The organism is Pantoea brenneri (assembly GCF_038594305.1).
In the GTDB taxonomy this organism is placed as follows: Bacteria; Pseudomonadota; Gammaproteobacteria; order Enterobacterales; family Enterobacteriaceae; genus Pantoea; species Pantoea brenneri.
Genome location: NZ_JBCGBG010000003.1, coordinates 465199 through 488580 on the forward strand (window position 1 = coordinate 465199; position 23382 = coordinate 488580).

Consider the following 23382-nt stretch of genomic DNA (forward strand, 5'->3'; position numbering starts at 1 on the left):
GACTGGGAATAAATCGTCGTGAAGATGGACAAATCAGGTGCGCGGGGAGAAGTGTGAGCTGGATCGGTCTTTGGCAGCGTACGCCGGCGGGGGAGAGTAGCCTGCTGCGACCGCCAACGGTGTCGCAGCAGGAAAGTGCTTATCAGGCTTTCTGCGTCTGATTTTTAATGAAGTAACCGATGCCCAGAATGACCAGCCAGACCGGGATCAGCCAGACGGAAATCGCCATGCCCGGCGTGTTTGCCATCAGGACCAGAATCGCGGCCAGGAAGATCAGGCAAATCCAGTTACCTACCGGATAGAGCAGCGCTTTAAAGCGGGTGGTGACCCCTTGCTGATCTTTCTTACGACGGAATTTCAGATGGGCCAGGCTAATCATCGCCCAGTTGATCACCAGCGCAGAAACCACCAGAGACATCAGCAGGCCGAAAGCCTCGCCCGGCATCAGGTAGTTAATCAATACGCACAGCGCAGTGGCGACGGCGGAGACCAGAATGGTCAGCACCGGCACACCGCGGCGATCCACTTTCAGCAGCGCTTTTGGCGCGTTGCCTTGCTGCGCCAGACCAAACAGCATGCGGCTGTTGCAGTAAACGCAGCTGTTATAGACCGACAGCGCGGCAGTCAGGATCACCACGTTCAACGCATTGGCCACCATCGCATCACCCAGCTCGTGGAAGATGAAGACGAACGGGCTGACTTCGGCAGTGACCCGGGTCCACGGCATCAGTGACAGCAGCACGGCCAGCGAACCGATATAGAAAATCAGGATGCGCCACAGCACCTGGTTGGTGGCTTTGGGAATGCTGGTTTCCGGATTATCGGCTTCTGCCGCGGTAATCCCTACCAGTTCCAGGCCGCCAAACGAGAACATAATGATCGCCATTACCATCACCAGCCCACCGAGGCCATGAGGGAAAAATCCGCCCTGTTCCCACAGATTGCGCACCGTTGCCTGCGGGCCGCCGCTGCCGCTGAACAGCAACCAGCCGCCGAACAGGATCATGCCAATCACTGCCACTACTTTGATGATGGCGAACCAGAATTCCATCTCGCCAAACACTTTTACGTTGGTCAGGTTGATGGCGTTGATCATCACAAAGAAGATGGCGGCTGAGGCCCAGGTGGGAAAGTCAGGCCACCAGAACTGGATATATTTGCCTACTGCGGTCAGTTCCGCCATCGCCACCAGCACATAGAGTACCCAGTAGTTCCAGCCCGACGCGAAGCCAGCAAAGTTGCCCCAGTACTTATAAGCGAAGTGGCTAAAGCTGCCGGCAACCGGCTCTTCCACCACCATCTCGCCTAACTGGCGCATAATTAAAAAGGCGATAAAACCGGCAATGGCATACCCCAGAATGACTGCCGGTCCGGCGGATTCAATGACCGATGCACTGCCGAGAAACAGGCCGGTCCCCACCGCACCACCCAGCGCGATGAGCTGAATATGGCGGTTCTTCAGACCACGTTTCAGCGCTTCGCCTTGCTGTTGTTCCATACAAACCTCGTGATGTTTTTATTCTTCGTTCGCAGCGCAGACCGCTGTAAGGAAGGAGTTACATTAATGTATTGATTATTTTACGGTATCTGGCGTGCTGTCTGCTGCCATGCGCTACCCTGGCGACAAGAATAGTGATAAGCGAATCGCTTTGCACCTGCTTTCGCTTTTCGTGCTGGGCATTGACTGAAAAAACAGCGTCCGGCTCACGTTGGTGTTGCCCAAATTTCTGCCATGAAATGTTACTGATGACGAATAGGTTTCACTTATGGTTGCCGCTGCGTTTAGCGGCTAAGCGGGTGTAAGGTTTGGTAAAAGTGAAAATATTTAACATTTGCTTCCACGGTAATTTTTCATTTTTTTAACCGTAAGTTAGCGTCAGCACTGGCTTTAGCCGCGCTGGAATGTCATCCGGACCGTATAGACACAAGGTGAATACTTTGTTACTTTACCGGCACCTTTTGGCAATTGGTATTACCAATTTACTCCGGACGATTGGCTTAATAAGAAAAGAAGATGGCTTACAGTAAGATTCGCCAACCCAAGCTCTCCGACGCTATCGAGCAACAGCTCGAATCCCTGATCATGGAAGGGACGCTGCGTCCGGGAGAGAAGCTGCTCCCCGAGCGCGAACTCGCCAAACAATTCGATGTCTCACGTCCGTCTCTCCGCGAAGCGATCCAGCGCTTAGAAGCCAAAGGATTACTGCTACGCCGTCAGGGTGGCGGAACGTTCGTACAGGAGCATCTCTGGCAAAGCATGAGCGATCCACTCGTAGAGCTTCTCGCCGACCATCCGGAATCACAATTTGATCTGCTGGAAACGCGCCATGCCTTAGAAGGCATTGCTGCCTATTATGCGGCACTGCGCGGCACCGAAGAGGATCTGCTGCGGATTCGCGATTGCCATCTGCAGATCCAGCAGGCACAGGACAGCGGCGACTTAGACGCCGAAGCGGACGCAGTGATGCAGTATCAGATCGCTGTCACAGAAGCCGCCCATAATGTCGTGCTTTTGCATTTGCTACGCTCTATGGGCCCTATGCTGGAACGAAACGTCCGTCAGAATTTTGAATTGCTCTACTCGCGCCGGGAAATGCTGGCGAAAGTGAGCGGTCACCGCGCCAGAATCTTTGAGGCGATTGTGGCTCGTGAGCCGGAAAAAGCGCGCGAGGCTTCACACCGTCACCTGGCGTTCATTGAGGAAATCTTGCTGGACAGAAGTCGGGAGCAGAGCCGTCGAGAACGCTCCCTGCGTCGTTTACAGCAACGTAAGGAATAACGTGCGACAAAGATCGTACGGACATGTGCGACGAGCCTGCCTGCATGTGCTGTAACAGGCTCCCGATTATTCAACGTATTAGACACAGATAAGGAACACACCCATGTCAGAACGTTTACACAATGACGTGGATCCGATTGAAACTCGTGACTGGCTACAGGCGATCGAATCGGTCATCCGTGAAGAAGGTGTTGAACGTGCGCAGTATCTGATTGATCAGGTACTGGGTGCAGCCCGCAAAGGCGGCGTGAACGTTGCTGCAGGATCTTCTGCAATCAGCAACTATATCAACTCTATTGCCGTTGAAGATGAACCGGATTATCCGGGCAACACCTCTCTTGAACGTCGTATCCGTTCCGCGATCCGCTGGAACGCCATCATGTCGGTGCTGCGCGCATCGAAGAAAGATCTGGAACTCGGTGGCCATATGTCCTCCTTCCAGTCTTCTGCCACCATTTATGAAGTGTGCTTTAACCACTTCTTCCGCGCGCGCAGTGAGAAGGATGGCGGCGACCTGGTTTACTTCCAGGGCCACATTTCCCCAGGCATTTATGCCCGTGCGTTCCTTGAAGGTCGACTGACCGAAGAGCAGATGAACAACTTCCGTCAGGAAGTGGCCGGTAAAGGCCTCTCTTCTTATCCACACCCGAAACTGATGCCGGAATTCTGGCAGTTCCCGACCGTTTCTATGGGTCTGGGTCCGCTGTCGGCTATCTACCAGGCGAAGTTCCTGAAATATCTGGAACACCGTGGCCTGAAAGATACCTCCGCGCAGACCGTGTACGCCTTCCTCGGCGATGGCGAGATGGATGAGCCGGAATCAAAAGGCGCAATCACCATCGCTACCCGTGAAAAACTGGATAACCTGGTCTTCATCATCAACTGCAACCTGCAGCGTCTGGATGGCCCGGTCACCGGTAACGGTAAGATCATCAACGAGCTGGAAGGCATTTTTGCCGGTGCTGGCTGGGAAGTGATCAAAGTCATCTGGGGCGGTCGCTGGGATGAGCTGCTGCGCAAAGATACCAGCGGCAAGCTGATTCAGCTGATGAACGAAACCGTTGACGGCGATTACCAGACCTTTAAATCGCGTGATGGCGCGTATGTGCGTGAGCACTTCTTTGGTAAATATCCGGAAACCGCCGCGCTGGTTAAAGATATGTCCGATGATGAAATCTGGGCACTGAACCGTGGCGGCCACGATCCGAAGAAAATCTACGCGGCACTGAAAAAAGCGCAGGACACCAAAGGCAAGCCGGTGCTGATCCTGGCGCATACCATTAAAGGTTATGGTATGGGCGACACCGCGGAAGGCAAAAACATTGCTCACCAGGTGAAGAAGATGAACATGGATGGCGTGCGCTATATCCGTGATCGCTTCAACGTACCGGTAGCCGATGACAAGATTGAATCACTGCCGTACGTGACCTTCGACAAAGGCTCTGAAGAGTACAACTATCTGCACGGTCAGCGTGAGAAGTTGGGCGGCTACCTGCCGACGCGTCAGCCGAAGTTCACCGAGAAGCTGGAAATGCCAGCGCTGGAAGAGTTCGGTGCGCTGCTGGAAGAGCAGAACAAAGAGATCTCTACCACCATCGCCTTTGTGCGTGCCCTGAACGTGATGCTGAAGAACAAGTCGATCAAAGATCGTCTGGTTCCGATTCTGGCGGACGAAGCGCGTACCTTTGGTATGGAAGGTCTGTTCCGTCAGATCGGTATCTACAGCCCGAACGGCCAGCAGTACACGCCGCAGGACCGTGAGCAGGTTGCTTACTACAAAGAAGACGAGAAAGGCCAGATTCTGCAGGAAGGGATCAACGAGCTGGGCGCAGGTTCATCCTGGCTGGCGGCGGCGACCTCTTACAGCACCAACAACCTGCCGATGATCCCGTTCTACATCTACTATTCGATGTTCGGCTTCCAGCGTATCGGCGATCTGATGTGGCTGGCGGGCGACCAACAGGCGCGCGGCTTCCTGGTCGGCGGCACCTCCGGTCGTACCACGCTGAACGGCGAAGGTTTGCAGCATGAAGATGGTCACAGCCACATTCAGTCGCTGACCATCCCGAACTGTATCTCCTACGATCCTTCATACGCATATGAAGTCGCGGTGATCATGCATGACGGTCTGGTGCGGATGTATGGCGAAGCGCAAGAGAACGTCTACTACTACATCACCACGCTGAACGAAAACTACCACATGCCGGCGATGCCGCAGGGTGCGGAAGAGGGTATCCGTAAGGGTATCTACAAGCTGGAAACGGTCGACGGCAGCAAAGGTAAAGTCCAGCTGCTGGGTTCAGGTTCTATCCTGCGTCACGTACGTGAAGCCGCGCAGATCCTGGCGAAAGACTACGGTATCGGCTCTGACGTCTACAGCGTGACCTCGTTCACCGAACTGGCACGTGATGGCCAGGATTGTGAGCGCTGGAACATGCTGCATCCGACAGAAGCACCGCGCGTGCCTTACATTGCTCAGGTGATGAACGATGCACCGGCCGTCGCCTCAACCGACTACATGAAGCTGTTCGCTGAACAGGTTCGTAGCTATGTGCCAGCCAGCGACTATCGCGTGCTGGGTACCGATGGCTTTGGTCGCTCTGACAGCCGCGAAAATCTGCGTCATCACTTCGAAGTGGATGCATCTTATGTCGTGGTTGCCGCGCTGGGTGAGCTGGCTAAACGTGGCGAGATTGAGAAGAAAGTGGTGGCTGACGCGATCACCAAATTCAATATCGATGCCGATAAAGTTAACCCGCGTCTGGCTTAAGAGGTAATAGAGTAATGGCTATCGAAATTAAGGTACCGGATATCGGGTCTGACGAAGTTGAAGTCACCGAGATTCTGGTGAAAGTTGGCGACAAGGTGGAAGCCGAACAGTCGCTGATCACCGTGGAAGGCGACAAAGCCTCAATGGAAGTGCCTTCGCCGCAGGCTGGCGTGGTCAAAGAGATCAAAATCGCCACCGGTGACAAAGTGGAAACCGGCTCGCTGATCATGATGTTTGAAGCGGAAGGTGCGGCAGAAGCTGCACCGGCCCCGGCCGCAGAGAAAAAAGCCGACGCGGCCCCGGCGCCAGCGGCTGCCTCTGCTACCGCCAGCAAAGATGTCAATGTGCCGGATATCGGCGGTGACGAAGTTGAAGTCACTGAGATTCTGGTGAAGGTTGGCGACAAAGTTGAAGCAGAACAGTCTCTGATCGTGGTGGAAGGCGACAAAGCCTCGATGGAAGTCCCGGCACCGTTCGCCGGCACCGTGAAAGAGATCAAGATTGCCACCGGCGACAAAGTGAGCACCGGTTCGCACATCATGGTGTTTGAAGCGGAAGGCGCAGCGCCAGCCGCTGACGTGAAACCTGAAGTGAAAGAAGAAGCAGCAACGGCTCCGGCTGCGGCTGCGGGCGCAAAAGAGGTTAACGTACCGGACATCGGCGGTGACGAAGTAGAAGTTACTGAAGTGCTGGTTAAAGTCGGCGACAAAGTTGAGGCTGAGCAGTCACTGATCGTGGTGGAAGGCGACAAAGCCTCAATGGAAGTTCCTGCGCCATTCGCCGGCACCGTGAAAGAGCTGAAAGTGGCCACCGGCGACAAAGTCAGCACCGGTTCGCTGATCATGGTGTTTGAAGTGGAAGGTGCCGCGCCAGCCGCAGCACCGGCCGCCGCGAAGCAGGACGCAGCCGCACCGGCAGAAAAAGCCGAAGCCAAACCGGCCGCAGCACCAGCAGCGAAAGCGGAGAGCAAAGGTGAGTTTGCCGAGAACGATGCGTACGTTCACGCTACCCCGGTGATCCGTCGTCTGGCGCGTGAGTTCGGTGTTAACCTGGCGAAAGTCAAAGGCACCGGCCGCAAAGGTCGCATCCTGAAAGAAGACGTGCAGAGCTACGTGAAAGAGGCGGTCAAACGCGCTGAAGCGGCACCAGCTGCTGCCAGCGGCGGTGGTCTGCCAGGCATGCTGCCATGGCCGAAAGTGGACTTCAGTAAGTTTGGTGAAATCGAAGAAGTCGAACTGGGACGCATCCAGAAAATTTCCGGTGCTAACCTGAGCCGTAACTGGGTGATGATCCCACACGTTACGCATTTCGACAAAACCGACATCACCGACCTGGAAGCATTCCGTAAGCAGCAGAACGCGGAAGCCGAGAAGCGTAAGATGGACGTGAAGTACACCCCGGTGGTGTTCATCATGAAAGCGGTTGCTGCGGCGCTTGAGCAGATGCCACGCTTCAATAGCTCGCTGTCTGAAGATGCCCAGAAGCTGACGCTGAAAAAATACATCAACATCGGTGTGGCGGTTGATACGCCAAATGGCCTGGTGGTTCCGGTCTTCAAAGACGTGAACAAAAAAGGCATCACCGAGCTGTCGCGTGAACTGATGGCGATTTCGAAGAAAGCGCGTGACGGTAAGCTGACGGCAGGGGACATGCAGGGCGGATGCTTTACTATCTCCAGCCTTGGCGGCCTGGGAACCACCCACTTCGCGCCGATCGTTAACGCGCCGGAAGTGGCGATCCTTGGTGTCTCCAAATCGGCGATGGAGCCGGTATGGAATGGTAAAGAGTTTACGCCGCGTCTGATGATGCCAATTTCTCTTTCCTTCGATCACCGTGTTATCGACGGTGCTGATGGTGCGCGTTTCATCACTCTGATCGGCAATATGCTCTCCGACATTCGTCGTTTAGTTATGTAAATGTGAAGAAGGCCGGCGAAAGCCGGCCTTCCTGTAACGATTCGTCGCACCGCGGTTGGCAGTTTGTTAACAATTCTGTAAACTCTTGCGGTGAAAGTCCCGGTGGAACAAGGGCATCATAAGAACGTCTGACCCGCCGGATATCAAATAAGAGGTCATGATGAGTACAGAGATTAAAACCCAGGTCGTAGTACTTGGGGCGGGTCCTGCAGGATACTCTGCAGCCTTCCGTTGCGCGGATTTAGGTCTGGAAACCGTACTGGTAGAGCGTTACAGCACCCTCGGTGGTGTTTGTCTGAACGTCGGTTGTATCCCATCTAAAGCGCTGCTGCACGTTGCTAAAGTGATTGAAGAGGCGAAAGCCCTTGAAGAGCACGGCATTGTGTTTGGTCAGCCATCGACTGATATCAACAAGATTCGCAGCTGGAAAGAGAAGGTGATCAACCAGTTGACTGGCGGCCTGTCAGGTATGGCAAAAGGTCGTAAAGTCAAAGTGGTTAATGGCCTGGGCAAATTCACCGGTGCTAACACCCTGGTGGTTGAAGGAGAAGGCGGCGCGACCACCATCAACTTCGATAACGCTATCATCGCTGCGGGTTCACGCCCAATCGAACTGCCGTTCATTCCGCATGAAGATCCACGCGTCTGGGATTCAACCGATGCACTGGAACTGAAAGAAGTACCGAAGCGCCTGCTGGTTATGGGTGGCGGTATCATCGGTCTGGAAATGGCGACGGTTTATCATGCGCTGGGTTCAGAGATTGATGTGGTCGAGATGTTCGATCAGGTCATCCCGGCTGCGGATAAAGACGTGGTGAAAGTCTTCACCAAGAAAATCAGCAAGAAATTTAACCTGATGCTGGAAACCAAAGTGACCGCCGTTGAAGCAAAAGACGATGGCATTTACGTTTCGATGGAAGGTAAAAAAGCGCCAGGCGAAGCACAGCGTTACGATGCAGTGCTGGTTGCTATCGGTCGTGTACCGAATGGTAAAGGTCTGGATGCGGGCAAAGCGGGCGTGGAAGTGGACGATCGCGGCTTCATTCGTGTCGATAAGCAGATGCGCACTAACGTGCCGCACATCTACGCTATCGGCGACATCGTCGGTCAGCCAATGCTGGCGCACAAAGGCGTGCACGAAGGCCACGTTGCGGCGGAAGTGATCTCGGGTCTGAAGCACTACTTCGATCCTAAAGTGATCCCATCCATCGCCTATACCGAGCCAGAAGTTGCCTGGGTCGGCCTGACCGAGAAAGAAGCGAAAGAGAAAGGCATCAGCTACGAGACCGCCACCTTCCCGTGGGCAGCCTCTGGCCGTGCTATCGCTTCTGACTGTGCAGACGGCATTACCAAACTGATTTTCGACAAAGAAACGCACCGGGTTATCGGTGGCGCGATTGTCGGCACCAACGGCGGCGAGCTGCTGGGTGAAATCGGTCTGGCGATCGAGATGGGTTGTGATGCGGAAGATATCGCGCTGACCATCCATGCTCACCCAACCCTGCATGAGTCAGTGGGCCTGGCGGCTGAAATCTTTGAAGGCAGCATCACCGATCTGCCTAACGCGAAAGCGAAAAAGAAATAAGTCACTCTGCCTGATAGAAAAAGCTCCCGATAAGGGAGCTTTTTTTTGCCTGAATTTTGGACTGGCGATTAACTGTGCATCTGGCTTAAGTCTGGGGGTAGAATTCGGTAGAATTATCGGGCTTAAAAAAAAATTTAGTAATCAATCAGATAATTTTAGGGTGTTCCCCGCGTGAGCGGGGATAAACCGGGAGCAGGGCGCATATCATTCTCCTATCCAGCGTGTTCCCCGCGTGAGCGGGGATAAACCGGACGTGAAAAAATGATGCGGATCCTGCTGGTGGTGTTCCCCGTTTCTGCGGGGACTAACTACCTCAACCCGCACTCATCCTCTCCCACGAACGAAACACGTACCATCACACCCGCCGATCAACCGCCACCTGGTCGATAAACATCTGCGCCAGTACCGCGATGGCCGCATTGCCCGGTAATCTCTCCTCATTGATGCGCAACATCAGCGAGGTTGAACGTCGGCGTCCCTGCAGCAGCGGAAGCGGGCGCAGTTCGCCGCTCTCCAGCAAGGCGGCAATGTTCTTCTCCGGCAACCAGCCATAGCCCAACTGATGCTGCACCGCCTCAATAGCCGCCGACAGGGTAGTGAATGACCAGTTCTCTGCCTGCTCGCCACTGACTTCTGACTGCTGCTGTTGCTGCCGATCGAGGATGGTAATGCAGGGCCAGCGCGCCAGCGTCGTCGCACTGAGCGGAGCCGGTTCGCTGTGCAGGGGATGATCGCGATGGGCGACGGCAATAAAATCGACGCTCATCAGACTCTCACCTGCCAATGGCTGGTCGTCGCTGTGTGCCACCAGCCAGAGATCGGCCTGCTGTTCAGCCAGCCTGAGCGGCGTTTCGCTGCGGACGATTTCACTGAACCAGACGCGGACGTGCGGATAACGCTGCTGAAACTGGTGTAACACCTTAAACAGCAGCGGTTTGGGTGCGATGGCATCGACCATCAGGTCGACACGGGAAGGCTCGCCGCGCTGTAACGCCGCCGCCTGCGCTTCCAGACTACTAAAACCGGTCAGCAGCGGCCGCGCCTGCGCCAGTAACTGCTGGCCCTCCGCCGTCAGAACCGCCCGGCGTCCTTCCTGTTGCAGTAGCGCTACGCCCAGCCGCTGCTGCAGCAAACCAATCTGGTAACTGACTGAAGACTGGCTGCGGTTATTTTTCTCTGCCGCCAGTGCAAAGCTTCCTTCGTTAACTACCGAGTCGAGAAGAAACCACTGTTCGAGCGTCGTTTTATGCATAACAATCTATCTAAAATTTGAATGAATAAGTGCTAGAAATAGCGTTATTAATCGGTTTTGTAACGCGCAATAATCTCCTCAAGGCAAATAAATGAGGAAATCATCATGAGCACTTTTGATAAAAACAACCTGTCTGGTCTGGTCGGCAAACATCTGGTTTATACCTATGACAACGGCTGGAACTACGAGCTCTATATAAAAAATGCCAACACCGTTGATTACCGGATTCACAGCGGAATGGTGGGTAACCGTTGGGTGAAAAATCAGCACGCTTATATCGTCCGTCTGGCACAGGATGTCTATAAAGTCTCCTGGACCGAACCAACCGGCACCGATGTCAGCCTGGCGGTTAACCTGACCGATAAAATTTTCCACGGCACCATCTTCTTCCCTCGCTGGGTGATGAACAATCCGGAAAAAACTGTCTGCTTCCAGAACGAACATCTGGAAGAGATGGCACAATATCGCGAGGCAGGTCCGGCTTATCCGACTGAAGTGATTGATGAGTTCGCTACGCTGACCTTTATCCGCGATGCCGGCGAAAACAATGACAGCGTGATTGATTGCCCGGCCAGTGAACTGCCCGCCGATTTTCCTGCCAATCTGAAAAACTAACCTCGTTCAGAAGAGCCCATGCCGGGCTCTTCTGCTTTTCTTACCCGCCAAAACCATCTGCTGTCTGCTGCGAAACAGTATCTGATTCTGCCAGCAACTCGCCAAAAATTATCTTCAGGCCGGCGTTCTATTCCTCGCCGTTATACATTTCAGATAAATCATTGCTGGTAAAACCCTGACCGGCAGGTCAACGCGTGGTGATGTTTTCCGGCGGCGTAATGGCGTGCTTTGCGGGCCAGTTTGCCGTCCGGAAGGGCGATGGCTGGCGGCGTAAAACCGTCGCAATTGGTTATGCATTTAATGTTGTATTTTTGTAAACAGATTAACAAACACCCGAAATCCTGCTATTCTGCCCTCCGCGAAACCGGGCACCTCAACCTGGACATCATAAGGTAAGGTTGTTCTCTATAAGTGAGCAAGGTGGTCGGAAAGCCCTACATAATGAGAGCGAGGATAACGTCGTGCTAGAAGAATACCGTAAGCACGTTGCCGAGCGTGCCGCCGAAGGGATCGTACCTAAGCCTTTAGATGCTTCCCAAATGGCCGCGCTGGTTGAACTGCTAAAAAATCCACCTGCGGGTGAAGAAGAATTTCTGACCGATCTGTTGGTCAACCGTGTTCCACCCGGCGTCGATGAAGCGGCGTACGTTAAAGCGGGTTTCCTGGCCGCTGTCGCCAAAGGCGAAGCCACCTCTCCTCTGATCTCTCCTGAAAAAGCGGTTGAACTGCTCGGCACCATGCAGGGCGGTTACAATATTCATCCGCTGATCGAGGCGCTGGACGACCAAAAACTGGCTCCTATCGCGGTCAAAGCCCTGTCACACACGCTACTGATGTTCGACAGCTTCTACGATGTAGAAGAGAAAGCCAAAGCGGGCAATGACTACGCGAAGCAGGTGATGCAGTCGTGGGCAGATGCGGAATGGTATCTGTCACGACCAGAACTGGCGGAAAAGATTACCGTCACCGTGTTCAAAGTCACCGGCGAAACCAATACCGACGACCTCTCTCCGGCACCGGATGCCTGGTCACGTCCTGACATCCCACTGCACGCGTTAGCGATGCTGAAAAATGCCCGTGAAGGCATTGAGCCGGATGAGCCAGGCAACGTCGGCCCGATCAAACAGATTAAAGCGCTGCAGGAAAAAGGCTTCCCGCTGGCTTACGTCGGTGACGTGGTCGGTACCGGTTCCTCACGTAAATCCGCCACCAACTCGGTGCTGTGGTTTATGGGCGACGACATCCCGAACGTGCCGAATAAAAAAGGCGGCGGCGTGGTGCTGGGCAGCAAAATTGCTCCTATCTTCTTCAATACCATGGAAGATGCCGGTGCACTGCCGATCGAAGTCGACGTGAACAACCTGAACATGGGCGATGTCATCGACATCTATCCATTCAAAGGCGAAGTGCGTAACCACCAGACCAACGAACTGCTGGCCAGCTTCGAACTGAAAACCGAAGTGCTGATTGACGAAGTGCGCGCCGGTGGCCGTATTCCGCTGATCATCGGTCGTGGCCTGACCACCAAAGCGCGTGAGTCGCTGGGTCTGCCGCACAGCACCGTATTCCGTCAGGCGAAAGATGTCGCGGAGAGCACCCGCGGTTTCTCGCTGGCACAGAAAATGGTCGGTCGCGCCTGTGGCGTCGACGGTGTCCGTCCGGGCGCCTATTGCGAACCGAAAATGACCTCGGTGGGATCGCAGGATACTACCGGTCCGATGACCCGTGATGAACTGAAAGATCTGGCCTGCCTCGGCTTCTCAACCGATCTGGTGATGCAGTCATTCTGTCACACCGCGGCTTATCCTAAGCCGGTGGATGTGAATACACACCATACGCTGCCTGACTTCATCATGAACCGTGGCGGTGTGTCGCTGCGCCCGGGTGACGGCATTATCCACAGCTGGCTGAACCGCATGCTGCTGCCGGATACCGTCGGCACCGGCGGCGATTCACATACCCGTTTCCCGATCGGCATCTCCTTCCCGGCGGGTTCTGGCCTGGTGGCGTTTGCCGCAGCGACCGGCGTTATGCCGCTCGACATGCCGGAATCCGTGCTGGTTCGCTTCAAAGGTAAAATGGAGCCGGGCATTACGCTGCGCGATCTGGTTCATGCCATTCCGCTGTATGCCATCAAACAGGGTCTGCTGACCGTTGAGAAGAAGGGTAAGAAAAACATCTTCTCTGGCCGCATCCTTGAGATTGAAGGGCTGCCGGATCTGAAAGTCGAGCAGGCGTTTGAGCTGTCAGATGCGTCAGCTGAACGTTCAGCGGCCGGCTGTACCATCAAGCTGGATAAAGACCCAATCATTGAATACCTCAACTCCAACATCGTTCTGCTGAAGTGGATGATTGCTGAAGGCTATGGCGATCGCCGTACCCTGGAGCGTCGTGTTGAAGGCATGGAGAAATGGCTGGCGGATCCACAACTGCTTGAAGCGGATGCGGATGCGGAATATGCCGCAGTGATTGAGATCGATCTGGCTGATATTAAAGAGCCGATCCTCTGCGCACCAAACGATCCAGACGATGCCCGTCTGCTGTCTGATGTGCAGGGCGAGAAGATCGATGAAGTCTTTATCGGATCGTGCATGACCAACATCGGTCACTTCCGTGCAGCCGGTAAGCTGCTGGATAGCCATAAAGGCCAGTTACCGACCCGTCTGTGGGTGGCTCCGCCAACCAAGATGGATGCGGCGCAGCTGACTGAGGAAGGTTACTACAGCGTATTCGGTAAGAGCGGCGCGCGTATTGAGATCCCAGGCTGTTCACTCTGCATGGGTAACCAGGCGCGTGTGGCGGACGGTGCGACGGTGGTCTCCACCTCAACCCGTAACTTCCCGAACCGTCTGGGTACCGGCGCTAACGTCTACCTGGCGTCAGCCGAGCTGGCGGCGGTGGCTTCACTGTTAGGTCGTCTGCCAACGCCGGATGAGTATCAGCAATTTATGGCGCAGGTGGATAAAACTGCCAGCGACACTTATCGCTATCTCAACTTCGACCAGCTGACCCAGTACACCGATAAAGCTGACGGCGTGATTTTCCAGACTGCGGTCTGATTCACTGACCAGCAGCAGTAAAAAGGGGCGATGATTCGCCCCTTTTTTTCGTCTGTGCAACGGCAACCGGTGCGATGAAAAGCTGGATTTCGCCGGACAGCCTGCAATAATGCGCCACTTGTCACACTTTGCCGTTGGGGCAGCGCTGACACTGATAACGTGACGCGATGATGTTGAGAGGAACGGGCGATGGAATATGAATTTTTACGCGATGTGACCGGCCAGATTAAGGTGCGCATGTCGATGGATCACGAAGCGGTCGGCCACTGGTTCAATGAAGAAGTCAGGGACGATCCCGGCCTGCTGGATGAAGTCGAAGCGGCGATTGAAGATGTGAAAGGCAGCGTGCGGCAATGGCAGCGCGTCGGCAGCGAATACACTATCCTGCTGGACGAGGAAGAGGTGATGATCCGTGCCAATCTGCTGGCGCTGGAAGATGACGGCATGGAGGAGGGGATGAACTACTACGACGAAGAGAGCCTCTCATTCTGCGGCATTGAAGATTTTCTGCTGGTGATCGCTGCTTATCGCCAGTTTGTGAATCAGTACGGTAATAAAAGCCGGGCGACCTGAGCCGCCCGGCCGGTTAACTGAGAGACGCCCCGCCACACAGCACCAGCTGCTGTCCGGTCATCGCCGCTGCGGCAGGCGTGAGCAGAAAATGCACCAGCCCGGCCACTTCCTCCGGCTGAATAAAGCGGCCAATTGGCGGCAGCCTCGGCGGTGAGCTGCCCCGACCCGGCTGTTGCAGCATCGGCGTGTCGGTTGCGCCAGGCGCCACAATATTGGCGGTAATGCCGCGCGGTGCCAGTTCTGCCGCCCAGCTGCGCACCATCCCGATCATTGCGGATTTGGTCGCCACATACTGACTGCGTCCTGCCGCTCCGCCTGAGGTGCGGCTGCCCAGCAGCACAATCCTGCCGCCACTGGTCATCCGTGGCGCGCAGTGATTAGCCAGTTGCTCCGCCGCTGCCACATGCAACTGCCATAAGCGCGCGCTGGCGTGGAGATCGAGTTCACCCAGCGGCGCAGCCTGCATCATGCCTGCCGCGTGTACCAGCGCCTGGGGCACCGGCAGTCGGGCTAACACCTTCTGTAAGGCGGCGGCATCACTGACATCCACCTGATAACTCTGCAGGGCCGGATGCTGCCGCGTCAGCGCCGAGCGACTCAGGCCGATCACCTGCCAGCCCTCCACCAGCAAGCGGTCAACAATCGCCTGGCCGATGCCTGAACTGGCACCGGTGACCAGCGCCATTTGGTCAATCACGCGCGACCTCCCGCCACCCACGACTCTTCAACGCGAACATACTTGATTGCCTGACGATAAAAGGTATAGGCGATATGCAGTTCACCGCCGGCTCCCTGTTTGATGCTTGGATAAGAGAATTCACGGTTCAGCTTCTGCTGTGAATTATTGGTCATGCAGTAGCCATCGCCTTCATCCAGATTACGCTGCAGCGGCCAGCTTTTGCCGCCGTCATGCGAAATCGCCAGCGTCATGGGCGCGCGCGGTGCACCCCAGAAGGCCGTTCGCGCGCCGTGTGCCACTGGCTGGGCGGCGACAGCTACCTCATCATCCTCATCTTCAATTTCGTCATACAGCGACAGCCGCCGCTCACTCGCGCCTTGCGCGCTCATCGCATTGAACACCAGCGCCAGATGACCATTGCGCAGCGTGGTGACCTGAATCGATGAGTTATTGTTAGGCAGCGACAACGGCTGTGGGGCACTCCAGCTTTCGCCCTGATCGACGGAGCGGCTCTGGTAAATATGATCGGCCCAGCGGCTGCGATAGAGTGCCAGCAGCGTGCCGTCATCCAGCAGCGTGACGTTCATGTGGACGCAGCCAGTGCTGTCCGGGACCTCAACATCACGCCAGCTTTGCCCCTTGTCCTCAGAGATTTTTACCGCGCTGATATCATAACTGCCGACCCACTTTTCACCTGGCCGGGTCAGGCAGTAAAACACCGGCAGCAGCCAGTTACCGTTGGGCAGCACCACCACCGGCTGGCGGATAAAGGTGCCCGGCTTATCCAGCAGTGTGGCGATGGCACCCCAGCTGCGGCCTAGATCGTGCGACTGACGATAGCGTACAATCGCGGTGTCCTGATTCCCCGATTTTTGCGCGGTCCACAGCAGCCACAGCACCTGATCCGGGTCGAGGAACAGCACCGGATTTTGTTCCGAACGGCTCGGATCGTCCGACAGTTGTTGCGCCTCGCTCCAGCGAGAGCTGCCTTCTGCCAGCCGCGAACACCAGATCGAAATATCGGCGATGCCTTCCTGGGTACCGCCAAACCAGACGCAGAGCAGATCGCCATTGGGCAGCGGCAGCAGATTGGCGGCATGGTTTTGCGGGCAGGACGATGGCAGCATCGCCACCTGTTGCGCGCTATCCTGCGGGTGCGGCGCCAGCTGGCCGGTGCGTTCGACGGTGACGGTTTCCTGAGTCATATTAGGCTCCACTGTTTTGTGCATTGCGTTGCGTATTGGGCTGAGACTGGCGTGACGGGATGCAGCGGTCAATCACCATGATGATCGCCGGCGTCGCCAGCGCCACGTACATATTATCGATGCCGAATGGGTTACCGAGGATGAACCACACCGACGTCGCCAGACAGGCGCCGATCAAACCGGCATTGGCACCGCGGGTGCTTTTAAACCACGGCAGGTAGAACGCCATGATCGCCACCACGGTAATCGACAGACGAATGGCGCGGGTAAAGAATGACAGCTTCAGCACTTCCGGGAAGAACAGCACGAACAGCAGCGGGAAGAAGCCGATAGCGATTGAGATCCAGCGCGTCATTTTAAATTCACGCTCCGGGGTCGGATTGCGGTAGGGCACGTAAAAGTCCTTCACCACCAGCGAGGCGATCGCCAGCGCCACGGTACCGACGCTGACGAAGATCGACGCTACCAGCGAGGTGGTGACAATGCCCGCCAGCCACGGTGACATATCCTGCAGAAACACCGGCAGCGCATACAGGCTTTTGATATCAGGATGGGCAAATTTCGCCGCCACGCCAATCAGTGCCATCGCCAGACCAATCGGCAGGCAGAAAAAGAAGGCGACCCAGGTGGCACGCTTCGCGGACTTCACATCTTTGGTCGATGAGATCGCCTGGATCACAAACTGGGTACAGAAGATCGATCCGACCGTCCCGATCAACCACGCCACAATGGTACTGGCCCCGACGTGACCATCCCACGTCCAGTAGAACGCCGGCATTTTTTCGATCATTGGTGCTACGCCGCCGGTCATCTTCAGCGCCACGAAGAGGATTATCAGGATCCCGGCATATTTGAGCGCGCTGTGCAGCAGCGTGACCCACGCGACCCCTTTCATCCCGCCGAAGGCAAAATAGAAGGTGCTGACCACTGCTGTGATAAAGGCCGCCTGCGTCAGGTCGATTTTCAACACGGTTGAAATGGCCGCTGCGCCGCTGATGTAGTTGCCGACGTTCACCAGCAGCAGCGCATAAATCATGATGAGAGAGATGATATTTTTGGTTGAGGTGCCATATTTCTCGGCAATCGCGCCCGAAATAGTGATTTTGCCAGTGTTATAGATGCGTTTCACCAGGATCAGACCAAACAGCGGGAAGCCGATCGCCGCACCAATCACCGACCACGAGGCGGCAAAGCCATCTTCAAAAGCCGCCTGGGCGGTGCCAATGGTCGACTTGGCGCCGATATATTCTGACATCAGCATCACGCCGACGATAAATGCCGGCATCGCGCGTGAGCCTTCCATAAAGTCACCGCTGCTTTTGCTGCGCAGCCGCCAGGTCAGCCAGGTGGTAAACAGGATATAGGCGACCACCATGCCAACGATCAGCAGGGTGCTCTCAGTAGAAAATGCTTTCATCATGACCTCGATTGTTCTGGCAGATGGCGACCATCAGGTTCGTTCTCATCTGACCGGTAGGATACAAAGATGATGGTCGTTCCCCGGCAGGGCAGGCTGACGACACGCCAAAAGGTGATGAGTCATTGGTGCCAGCCGCGAGCGGTTCGCGGTGTCGTTTCAGGACCTCACCCCGGTCCTGCCGAAGACGCAGGGCATCCGCCCTGCTGGCGATTACTGCAGGTACTGATTGACGATCTGGCGGATCTGCTGCTGCTGATCGGCGCTGAACTGCACCGCATAGCGGCTGTCACCTACGTCAAAGCCCAGCAGGCTGACCGCCTTTTTCACCGCAGCAGGAGAGAAGCCGATGTTATAGAGATCGGTGCGTAAACCGGTGACGCGCTCCTGTGCCTGATGCGAACCGGCAATATCGCCGGCGTTAAACTGCGCCCAGATGGCGTTGATCGCCTCGGGCGCCACGTTTGCCAGCCCGGAAATGCAGGCGGAGCAGCCATCGACGAACCCCTGATGAATCAGCGAGTCGGGGCCGTTCAGCACATCGAAGTGATCGATGCCGTCGGCAGCCTGCAGGAAGCCACTCAGACTCTGGTAGCTGCCGGCTGAATCTTTGATACCGATGATGTTCGGATGTGCCGCCAGCGTCCTGACGGTGTCAGGCTGCAGAGTATTGCCGGTACGCGCCGGGATGTTGTAAAGGAACAGCGGCACCTCAAGCGCGTCTGCAACGGCGTGGTAATGCGCGATCAGCTCCTGCTGCTTTAACGGCACGAACCATGGCGTAATCACCGAGACGGCATCAACGCCCAGCCTGGCGATCTGCTTACCGAGGCGGATGGTTTCACGGGTTGATATCTCGCCGATGTGCGCCACCACCGGCGCACGGCCGTTGACTTCATCGACGCAGGTTTCGGTGACCGCGATCTTCTCCTGCTGATTCAGCACAAAGAATTCTCCGTTGGTGCCGCCGCAGAAAATACCGTTACCGGCATCGAGCTGGCGTCGCACCTGCTCACGCTGGGCAGCCGGATTAAACTCACCGTCGCGATCAAAAGTGGTAACGATGGCGGTCAGTACCCCGGTTATTTTTTTGTTCATGGCAATCCTCATTGCGCCGGGTGAGAAGGAAACAGCGTCAGGTAGACTGCGCGCACATCGTCCGCCGTCACGGCCAGCGGCACGTTTTTCATCAGGCGCTGCACGTCGAGCGCCGCATCGACTAAATAGGGCAGGTGATCCGGGCTGATGCCCAGCGCTTCCAGGCTGGCCGGCAGCTGCAGGCGCTGAACCAGTGCGCTGAAGTAATCGACCAGCGCATGAGATTTCTGCTCCTCGCTTAAGCCGGTATCAGCCTCGGGCAGCAGATCGTAAGCCTGAGCAAATTTGCTCACCGCCGCGGGCCGGACAAAGCGCATGCAGGGGGCCAGCAGAATGGCATTGGCAACGCCGTGCGGCAGATGATATTTGCCGCCGAGCGGGTAGGACATGGCGTGGACCAGGTGCGTCCCGGCGTGGGCAATCGATGCACCACCGTAGTATGAGGCCCACAGCATCTCCAGTCGCGCCGCTAAATTGTGTGGTTCACGTAACGTGGTTTCGAGGCTGGCGAACAGCTTCTTCATGCCGATCAGCGCATAGTTATCGCTCACCGGATTGGCGACCGTGGCGGTGAAGCACTCAATCAGATGGCACAGCGCATCAATCCCGGTGGATGAAGCAATATGCGGCGGCATGCTGGTGGTGAGTTCCGGCACCAGCGCGACCCAGTCGGGCAACATCACCGGTGAAATAATGCCAACCTTGGTCTGTTTCTCCGGAATCGCCAGAATCGCATTCGGCGTGGCCTCCGAGCCGGTCCCGGCGGTGGTCGGAATCAACAGCGAGCGAACGCGGCGCTGCGGTTTCTCGCCTGCCAGCAGCGCATCCAGTGACGGCGCATCCCCGGCGCACAGCACTGACAGCAGCTTAGCGACATCCAGCACGCTGCCGCCGCCGATGCCAATCACCAGTTCAACCTCCTGCGCTGGCAGGGCGCTGACAATCGCCGCCACATCATGCTGACCTGGCTCTGGCGGAACGCTGTTCACCACACTGAGTCCGGGGATCTGCTGCCGGAGTTGTCCCACCAGTGCCTGCACGGCGGGAATGGCTTCAATGTTGTTATCGGTTACCACTAACGCTGTCGTGATGCCGTCGAGCAGATAGCGCATGTCGTTCAACGTCTGATAGCCGCTGATCACCGTGCTGTTGATATTCATCTCACACCCTTGTTGGTAATTTCTGAAGCAATGATTGATATCGCTCAGAGTAACGCTGACGTAATCCCCTTGCTGTGGCTAATTTTATAGGACATATCGATTTCGATTAATTTGATCTTGCTCACATATAATCAATCATGATTGAATATAATCAATTGCAGCGGCAATAGCCTGACAGGAGAGACGATGAGTTCGTCATGGTGGAAAACCCCGGTAGTGGTCATCGCCGATGACTTTACCGGAGCCAATGATGCAGGCAGTGGGCTGGCACAGGCCGGTGCCCGGGTTCAGGTGCTGTTCAGCCCAACGACGCCTGCAGATAGCGAGGCAGCGGATGTCTGGGTAATCAGCACCGACAGTCGGGCAGTCACGCCCGTGGTGGCGGCAGAGCGGATCACTGAGGCGGTGGGCCACTACGCTCCGCAGATTGCGCAGGGCTGGCTGTTTAAAAAGATCGACTCCACGCTGCGGGGCAATGTCGCTGCTGAACTGCGGGCGGCGCTGGCAGCCAGCGGTAAACGTCTGGCGCTGGTAGCACCGGCCGTGCCGTACCTCGGCCGCACTACGCGTGCCGGTCAGGTCTGGCTTGGCGATCGTTTGCTGACGGATACCGAATTTGCCAGCGATCCCAAAACCCCCATCGTCAGCGCCAGCGTGCTTCAGCAACTGCACATCGACGGGGATCAGATCGATCTCGCCACCCTGCGCAGCGATCGGCTTGAGCAGCGCTTAACGGACGCCCGCGGCGTGCTGGTGGTCGATGCTGAAAACGACACTGACCTGGCTCGCCTGATGGCAGCCGCGGCACGGCTGAGTGAAAAACCGCTGCTGGTGGGTGCGGCAGGCTTAAGCGAGGCACTGGGCCGCCATCTCGCCGCCCGGCCTGCGCCGTCGTCATCGGCGGAAAGGAGAGTTAGCGGTACGGCGGTTGACGCAGGTGTCCACGCAGCACGACCGGTACTGGCGGTTATCGGCTCGATGAGCAGCCGCGCACAGCAGCAGATCGCCACGCTGGCGACCCAGCGGCAGGTGACGGTGGTGGATGTTGATATCCGTCAGCTGTTCCGCCAGCCCGCCTGGCCCGATGCAGCGGACTGGCTGGGACAAGCCACAGCGGCGCTACGTCAGGGACGACATACGGTGATCCGCACCTGTCAGCATGCTTCACAGCGGCATGAGATTGAAATGCTCTGCCAGCAGTTTCAGCTGACGCGCCAGCAACTGGGCGAAGCGATTTGTCAGTTGCTCGGTGAGATGACCCGCACGTTGTGTGACAGCCAGCTCCCGCATGCGCTCTATCTGTCTGGCGGCGACGTGGCGATTGCCGTCGCTCAGGCTCTGGGTGCCAGCGGATTTCAGATTCAGGGCCTGGTGGCGGGCTGTGTGCCGCACGGGGTTCTGCTTAACAGTGAATTTACCCTGCCGGTGATGACCAAAGCCGGTGGCTTTGGTGATGAAAACACCCTGGTAGCAGCCATTGGTTTTATTGAGGAGAAGTCGAGTGAGTAAAATTATTGCGGTCACCATGGGCGATCCGGCGGGCATCAGCCCGGAAATCATTATCAAATCGCTGTTGGAAGGTGAGTTGAATGGCGTGCCAGCGGTGGTTGTCGGCTGCGCTGCGACGCTGCGGCGGATTATGGCGATGAACATTACGCCACAGGCGGAACTGCGGATTGTGGATCGGGTGGCATCGGCCCACTTTGCGCCCGGCATCATTAACGTGATCGATGAACCGTTAGCCGATCCTGAAGCGCTAAAGCCAGGTATGGTGCAGAAGCAGGCGGGCGATCTGGCGTGGCGCTGCGTGAAGCGCGCCACCGAACTGGCGCTGGCGGGCGAGGTACAAGCTATTGCCACCGCGCCACTCAACAAAGAGGCGCTGCACGCGGCGGGTCATCTCTATCCGGGTCACACTGAACTGCTGGCGCACCTGACCGGCACTCAGGATTACGCCATGGTGCTCTATACCGATAAGCTGAAGGTCATTCACGTCACCACCCATATCGCGCTGCGTAAATTCCTCGATACCCTGAGCCGTTCACGCATTGAGACGGTGATCGGCATGGCGGACACCTTCCTGCGTCGGGTCGGCTTTACCCAGCCGCGCATCGCCGTGGCGGGCGTCAATCCGCACGCCGGTGAAAATGGCCTGTTTGGTGATGAGGAAATGACTACGGTCGCCCCGGCGATTGCGGCAATGAAAGCACAGGGCATCGCGGTGTCGGGCCCCTGTCCACCGGATACGGTATTCCTGCAATGTCAGGAAGGGCAGTACGATATGGTGGTGGCAATGTACCACGATCAGGGACACATTCCGCTGAAGCTGCTGGGATTCTACGATGGGGTGAACATCACTGCGGGCCTGCCGTTTATCCGCACCTCGGCGGACCACGGCACGGCGTTTGATATCGCCTGGACAGGTAAAGCGAAGTCTGAGAGCATGGCGATCTCTATCAAACTCGCGATGCAGCTCGCATAGGGAAATATGAAGGGACAGAGCCGTCTTGACCAGATTATGGATTACCTGAAAAGCCATAATCTGGTGACTGTTGAGCAACTGGTCAGTGCGATTTCCGCCTCGCCGGCCACGATTCGACGTGATTTGATTAAGCTGGATAAAGAAGGGGTGATCAGCCGCAGTCATGGCGGCGTCACCCTCAACCGGTTCATTCCTACGCAGCCGACCACGCTGGAAAAAATGCAGCGTAATCTGGCGGAAAAGCAGGCGATAGCCGCCTGTGCTGCCAGCTTTGTTCAGGCGGGCGACGCGGTGGTGCTGGATGCCGGTACTACTATGCTGGAACTGGCGCGCCAGCTGACCCATCTGCCGCTGCGGGTGATTACCGCCGATCTGCACATTGCGCTGTTTTTATCGGAATTCAGGCAGATTGAGGTAACGATTATCGGTGGCCGCATCGACGACTCCAGCCAGTCCTGTATTGGCGAACATGGCCGTCGACTGTTGCGCAGCATCAATCCGGATATCGCCTTTGTCAGTTGTAATTCATGGAGCCTTGAGCGCGGCATTACTACTCCAACCGAGGAGAAAGCCGGGCTGAAGCACGATCTGCTGGCCAATGCCGGGCGTCGGGTGTTGCTGGCGGACAGCAGTAAATATGGTTCCTGGTCGCTGTTTTGCGCCGCGCCGCTGGAGAGCCTGACCGATATTGTGACCGATGAGCGGCTGGAAGAGGCTGCCCGGCATGGGCTGCGGGAGCGTGGGATCGGCTTGTTGCTGACGGCATAACCGCCAGCGGCAACAACGGTAAGC

Annotated in this window: 17 protein-coding genes; 10 read left to right on the forward strand and 7 right to left on the reverse strand. The window is 56.5% G+C overall.

Features of this window, described 5'->3' with window-relative positions:
- Positions 1-142 precede the first annotated feature (142 nt).
- On the reverse strand, positions 143-1498 hold the full coding sequence (gene aroP, locus AABB92_RS15665) for an aromatic amino acid transporter AroP (RefSeq protein WP_031376690.1): 1356 nt from the start codon (positions 1496-1498) through the stop codon (positions 143-145).
- A gap of 516 nt (positions 1499-2014) precedes the next feature.
- Here aroP and pdhR point away from each other — a divergent pair.
- From pdhR to lpdA, 4 genes are all read left to right on the forward strand, one after another.
- A complete protein-coding gene (pdhR, locus tag AABB92_RS15670; protein ID WP_031376689.1) occupies positions 2015-2779 on the forward strand; it encodes a pyruvate dehydrogenase complex transcriptional repressor PdhR in 765 nt (254 codons plus the stop codon).
- Positions 2780-2882: 103 nt separating this feature from the next.
- Entirely contained in the window at positions 2883-5549 is a 2667-nt protein-coding gene (aceE, locus tag AABB92_RS15675; protein ID WP_031376688.1) for a pyruvate dehydrogenase (acetyl-transferring), homodimeric type, read from the forward strand.
- 14 nt (positions 5550-5563) lie between these two features.
- Complete coding sequence (gene aceF, locus AABB92_RS15680; RefSeq protein ID WP_046289191.1) at positions 5564-7465, forward strand: pyruvate dehydrogenase complex dihydrolipoyllysine-residue acetyltransferase; 1902 nt, start codon at positions 5564-5566, stop codon at positions 7463-7465.
- 160 nt (positions 7466-7625) lie between these two features.
- The gene (gene lpdA, locus AABB92_RS15685; RefSeq protein WP_031376687.1) at positions 7626-9050 is read left to right on the forward strand and encodes a dihydrolipoyl dehydrogenase; all 1425 of its coding nucleotides are present in this window, start codon (positions 7626-7628) and stop codon (positions 9048-9050) included.
- Between the two features lie 355 nt (positions 9051-9405).
- Here lpdA and AABB92_RS15690 read toward each other — a convergent pair whose 3' ends face one another.
- Complete coding sequence (locus AABB92_RS15690; RefSeq protein WP_031376686.1) at positions 9406-10302, reverse strand: LysR family transcriptional regulator; 897 nt, start codon at positions 10300-10302, stop codon at positions 9406-9408.
- A 102-nt stretch (positions 10303-10404) separates the two neighbouring features.
- Between AABB92_RS15690 and AABB92_RS15695 the strand changes: the two genes are divergently transcribed.
- From AABB92_RS15695 to yacL, 3 genes are all read left to right on the forward strand, one after another.
- Entirely contained in the window at positions 10405-10917 is a 513-nt protein-coding gene (locus AABB92_RS15695) for a phenolic acid decarboxylase (RefSeq protein ID WP_031376685.1), read from the forward strand.
- 461 nt (positions 10918-11378) lie between these two features.
- The gene (acnB, locus tag AABB92_RS15700) at positions 11379-13976 is read left to right on the forward strand and encodes a bifunctional aconitate hydratase 2/2-methylisocitrate dehydratase (protein WP_089561388.1); all 2598 of its coding nucleotides are present in this window, start codon (positions 11379-11381) and stop codon (positions 13974-13976) included.
- Positions 13977-14165: 189 nt separating this feature from the next.
- Positions 14166-14549, forward strand: a complete 384-nt coding sequence (gene yacL, locus AABB92_RS15705) for a protein YacL (protein WP_031376684.1) — start codon at positions 14166-14168, stop codon at positions 14547-14549.
- A 13-nt stretch (positions 14550-14562) separates the two neighbouring features.
- Here yacL and AABB92_RS15710 read toward each other — a convergent pair whose 3' ends face one another.
- The 5 genes from AABB92_RS15710 to AABB92_RS15730 all read right to left on the reverse strand — a co-directional run bounded on the left by AABB92_RS15710 (position 14563) and on the right by AABB92_RS15730 (position 20108).
- Positions 14563-15234 carry an SDR family NAD(P)-dependent oxidoreductase gene (locus AABB92_RS15710; RefSeq protein WP_031376683.1) on the reverse strand — a complete coding sequence of 224 codons (672 nt, stop codon included), beginning with the start codon at positions 15232-15234 and terminating at the stop codon, positions 14563-14565.
- 8 nt (positions 15235-15242) lie between these two features.
- Positions 15243-16433, reverse strand: a complete 1191-nt coding sequence (locus tag AABB92_RS15715; RefSeq protein WP_031376682.1) for a sialidase family protein — start codon at positions 16431-16433, stop codon at positions 15243-15245.
- Position 16434: 1 nt separating this feature from the next.
- Positions 16435-17850, reverse strand: a complete 1416-nt coding sequence (locus AABB92_RS15720) for a sodium:solute symporter family protein (RefSeq protein WP_031376681.1) — start codon at positions 17848-17850, stop codon at positions 16435-16437.
- Positions 17851-18063: 213 nt separating this feature from the next.
- Positions 18064-18948: a dihydrodipicolinate synthase family protein gene (locus AABB92_RS15725; RefSeq protein WP_031376680.1), complete on the reverse strand. Its 885-nt coding sequence runs from the start codon at positions 18946-18948 to the stop codon at positions 18064-18066.
- Between the two features lie 8 nt (positions 18949-18956).
- Positions 18957-20108 carry an iron-containing alcohol dehydrogenase gene (locus AABB92_RS15730; RefSeq protein WP_046289194.1) on the reverse strand — a complete coding sequence of 384 codons (1152 nt, stop codon included), beginning with the start codon at positions 20106-20108 and terminating at the stop codon, positions 18957-18959.
- 186 nt (positions 20109-20294) lie between these two features.
- On the opposite strand from AABB92_RS15730, the gene dtnK reads away from it, so the two are divergent.
- The 3 genes from dtnK to AABB92_RS15745 are packed head-to-tail and all read left to right on the forward strand — an operon-like array spanning position 20295 to position 23358.
- Positions 20295-21617, forward strand: a complete 1323-nt coding sequence (gene dtnK, locus AABB92_RS15735) for a D-threonate kinase (RefSeq protein WP_031376679.1) — start codon at positions 20295-20297, stop codon at positions 21615-21617.
- The gene (locus AABB92_RS15740; protein ID WP_031376678.1) at positions 21610-22590 is read left to right on the forward strand and encodes a D-threonate 4-phosphate dehydrogenase; all 981 of its coding nucleotides are present in this window, start codon (positions 21610-21612) and stop codon (positions 22588-22590) included. The genes dtnK and AABB92_RS15740 overlap by 8 nt, the downstream gene beginning before the upstream one ends.
- 6 nt (positions 22591-22596) lie before the next feature.
- On the forward strand, positions 22597-23358 hold the full coding sequence (locus tag AABB92_RS15745; protein WP_046289195.1) for a DeoR/GlpR family DNA-binding transcription regulator: 762 nt from the start codon (positions 22597-22599) through the stop codon (positions 23356-23358).
- Positions 23359-23382: the final 24 nt, after the last annotated feature.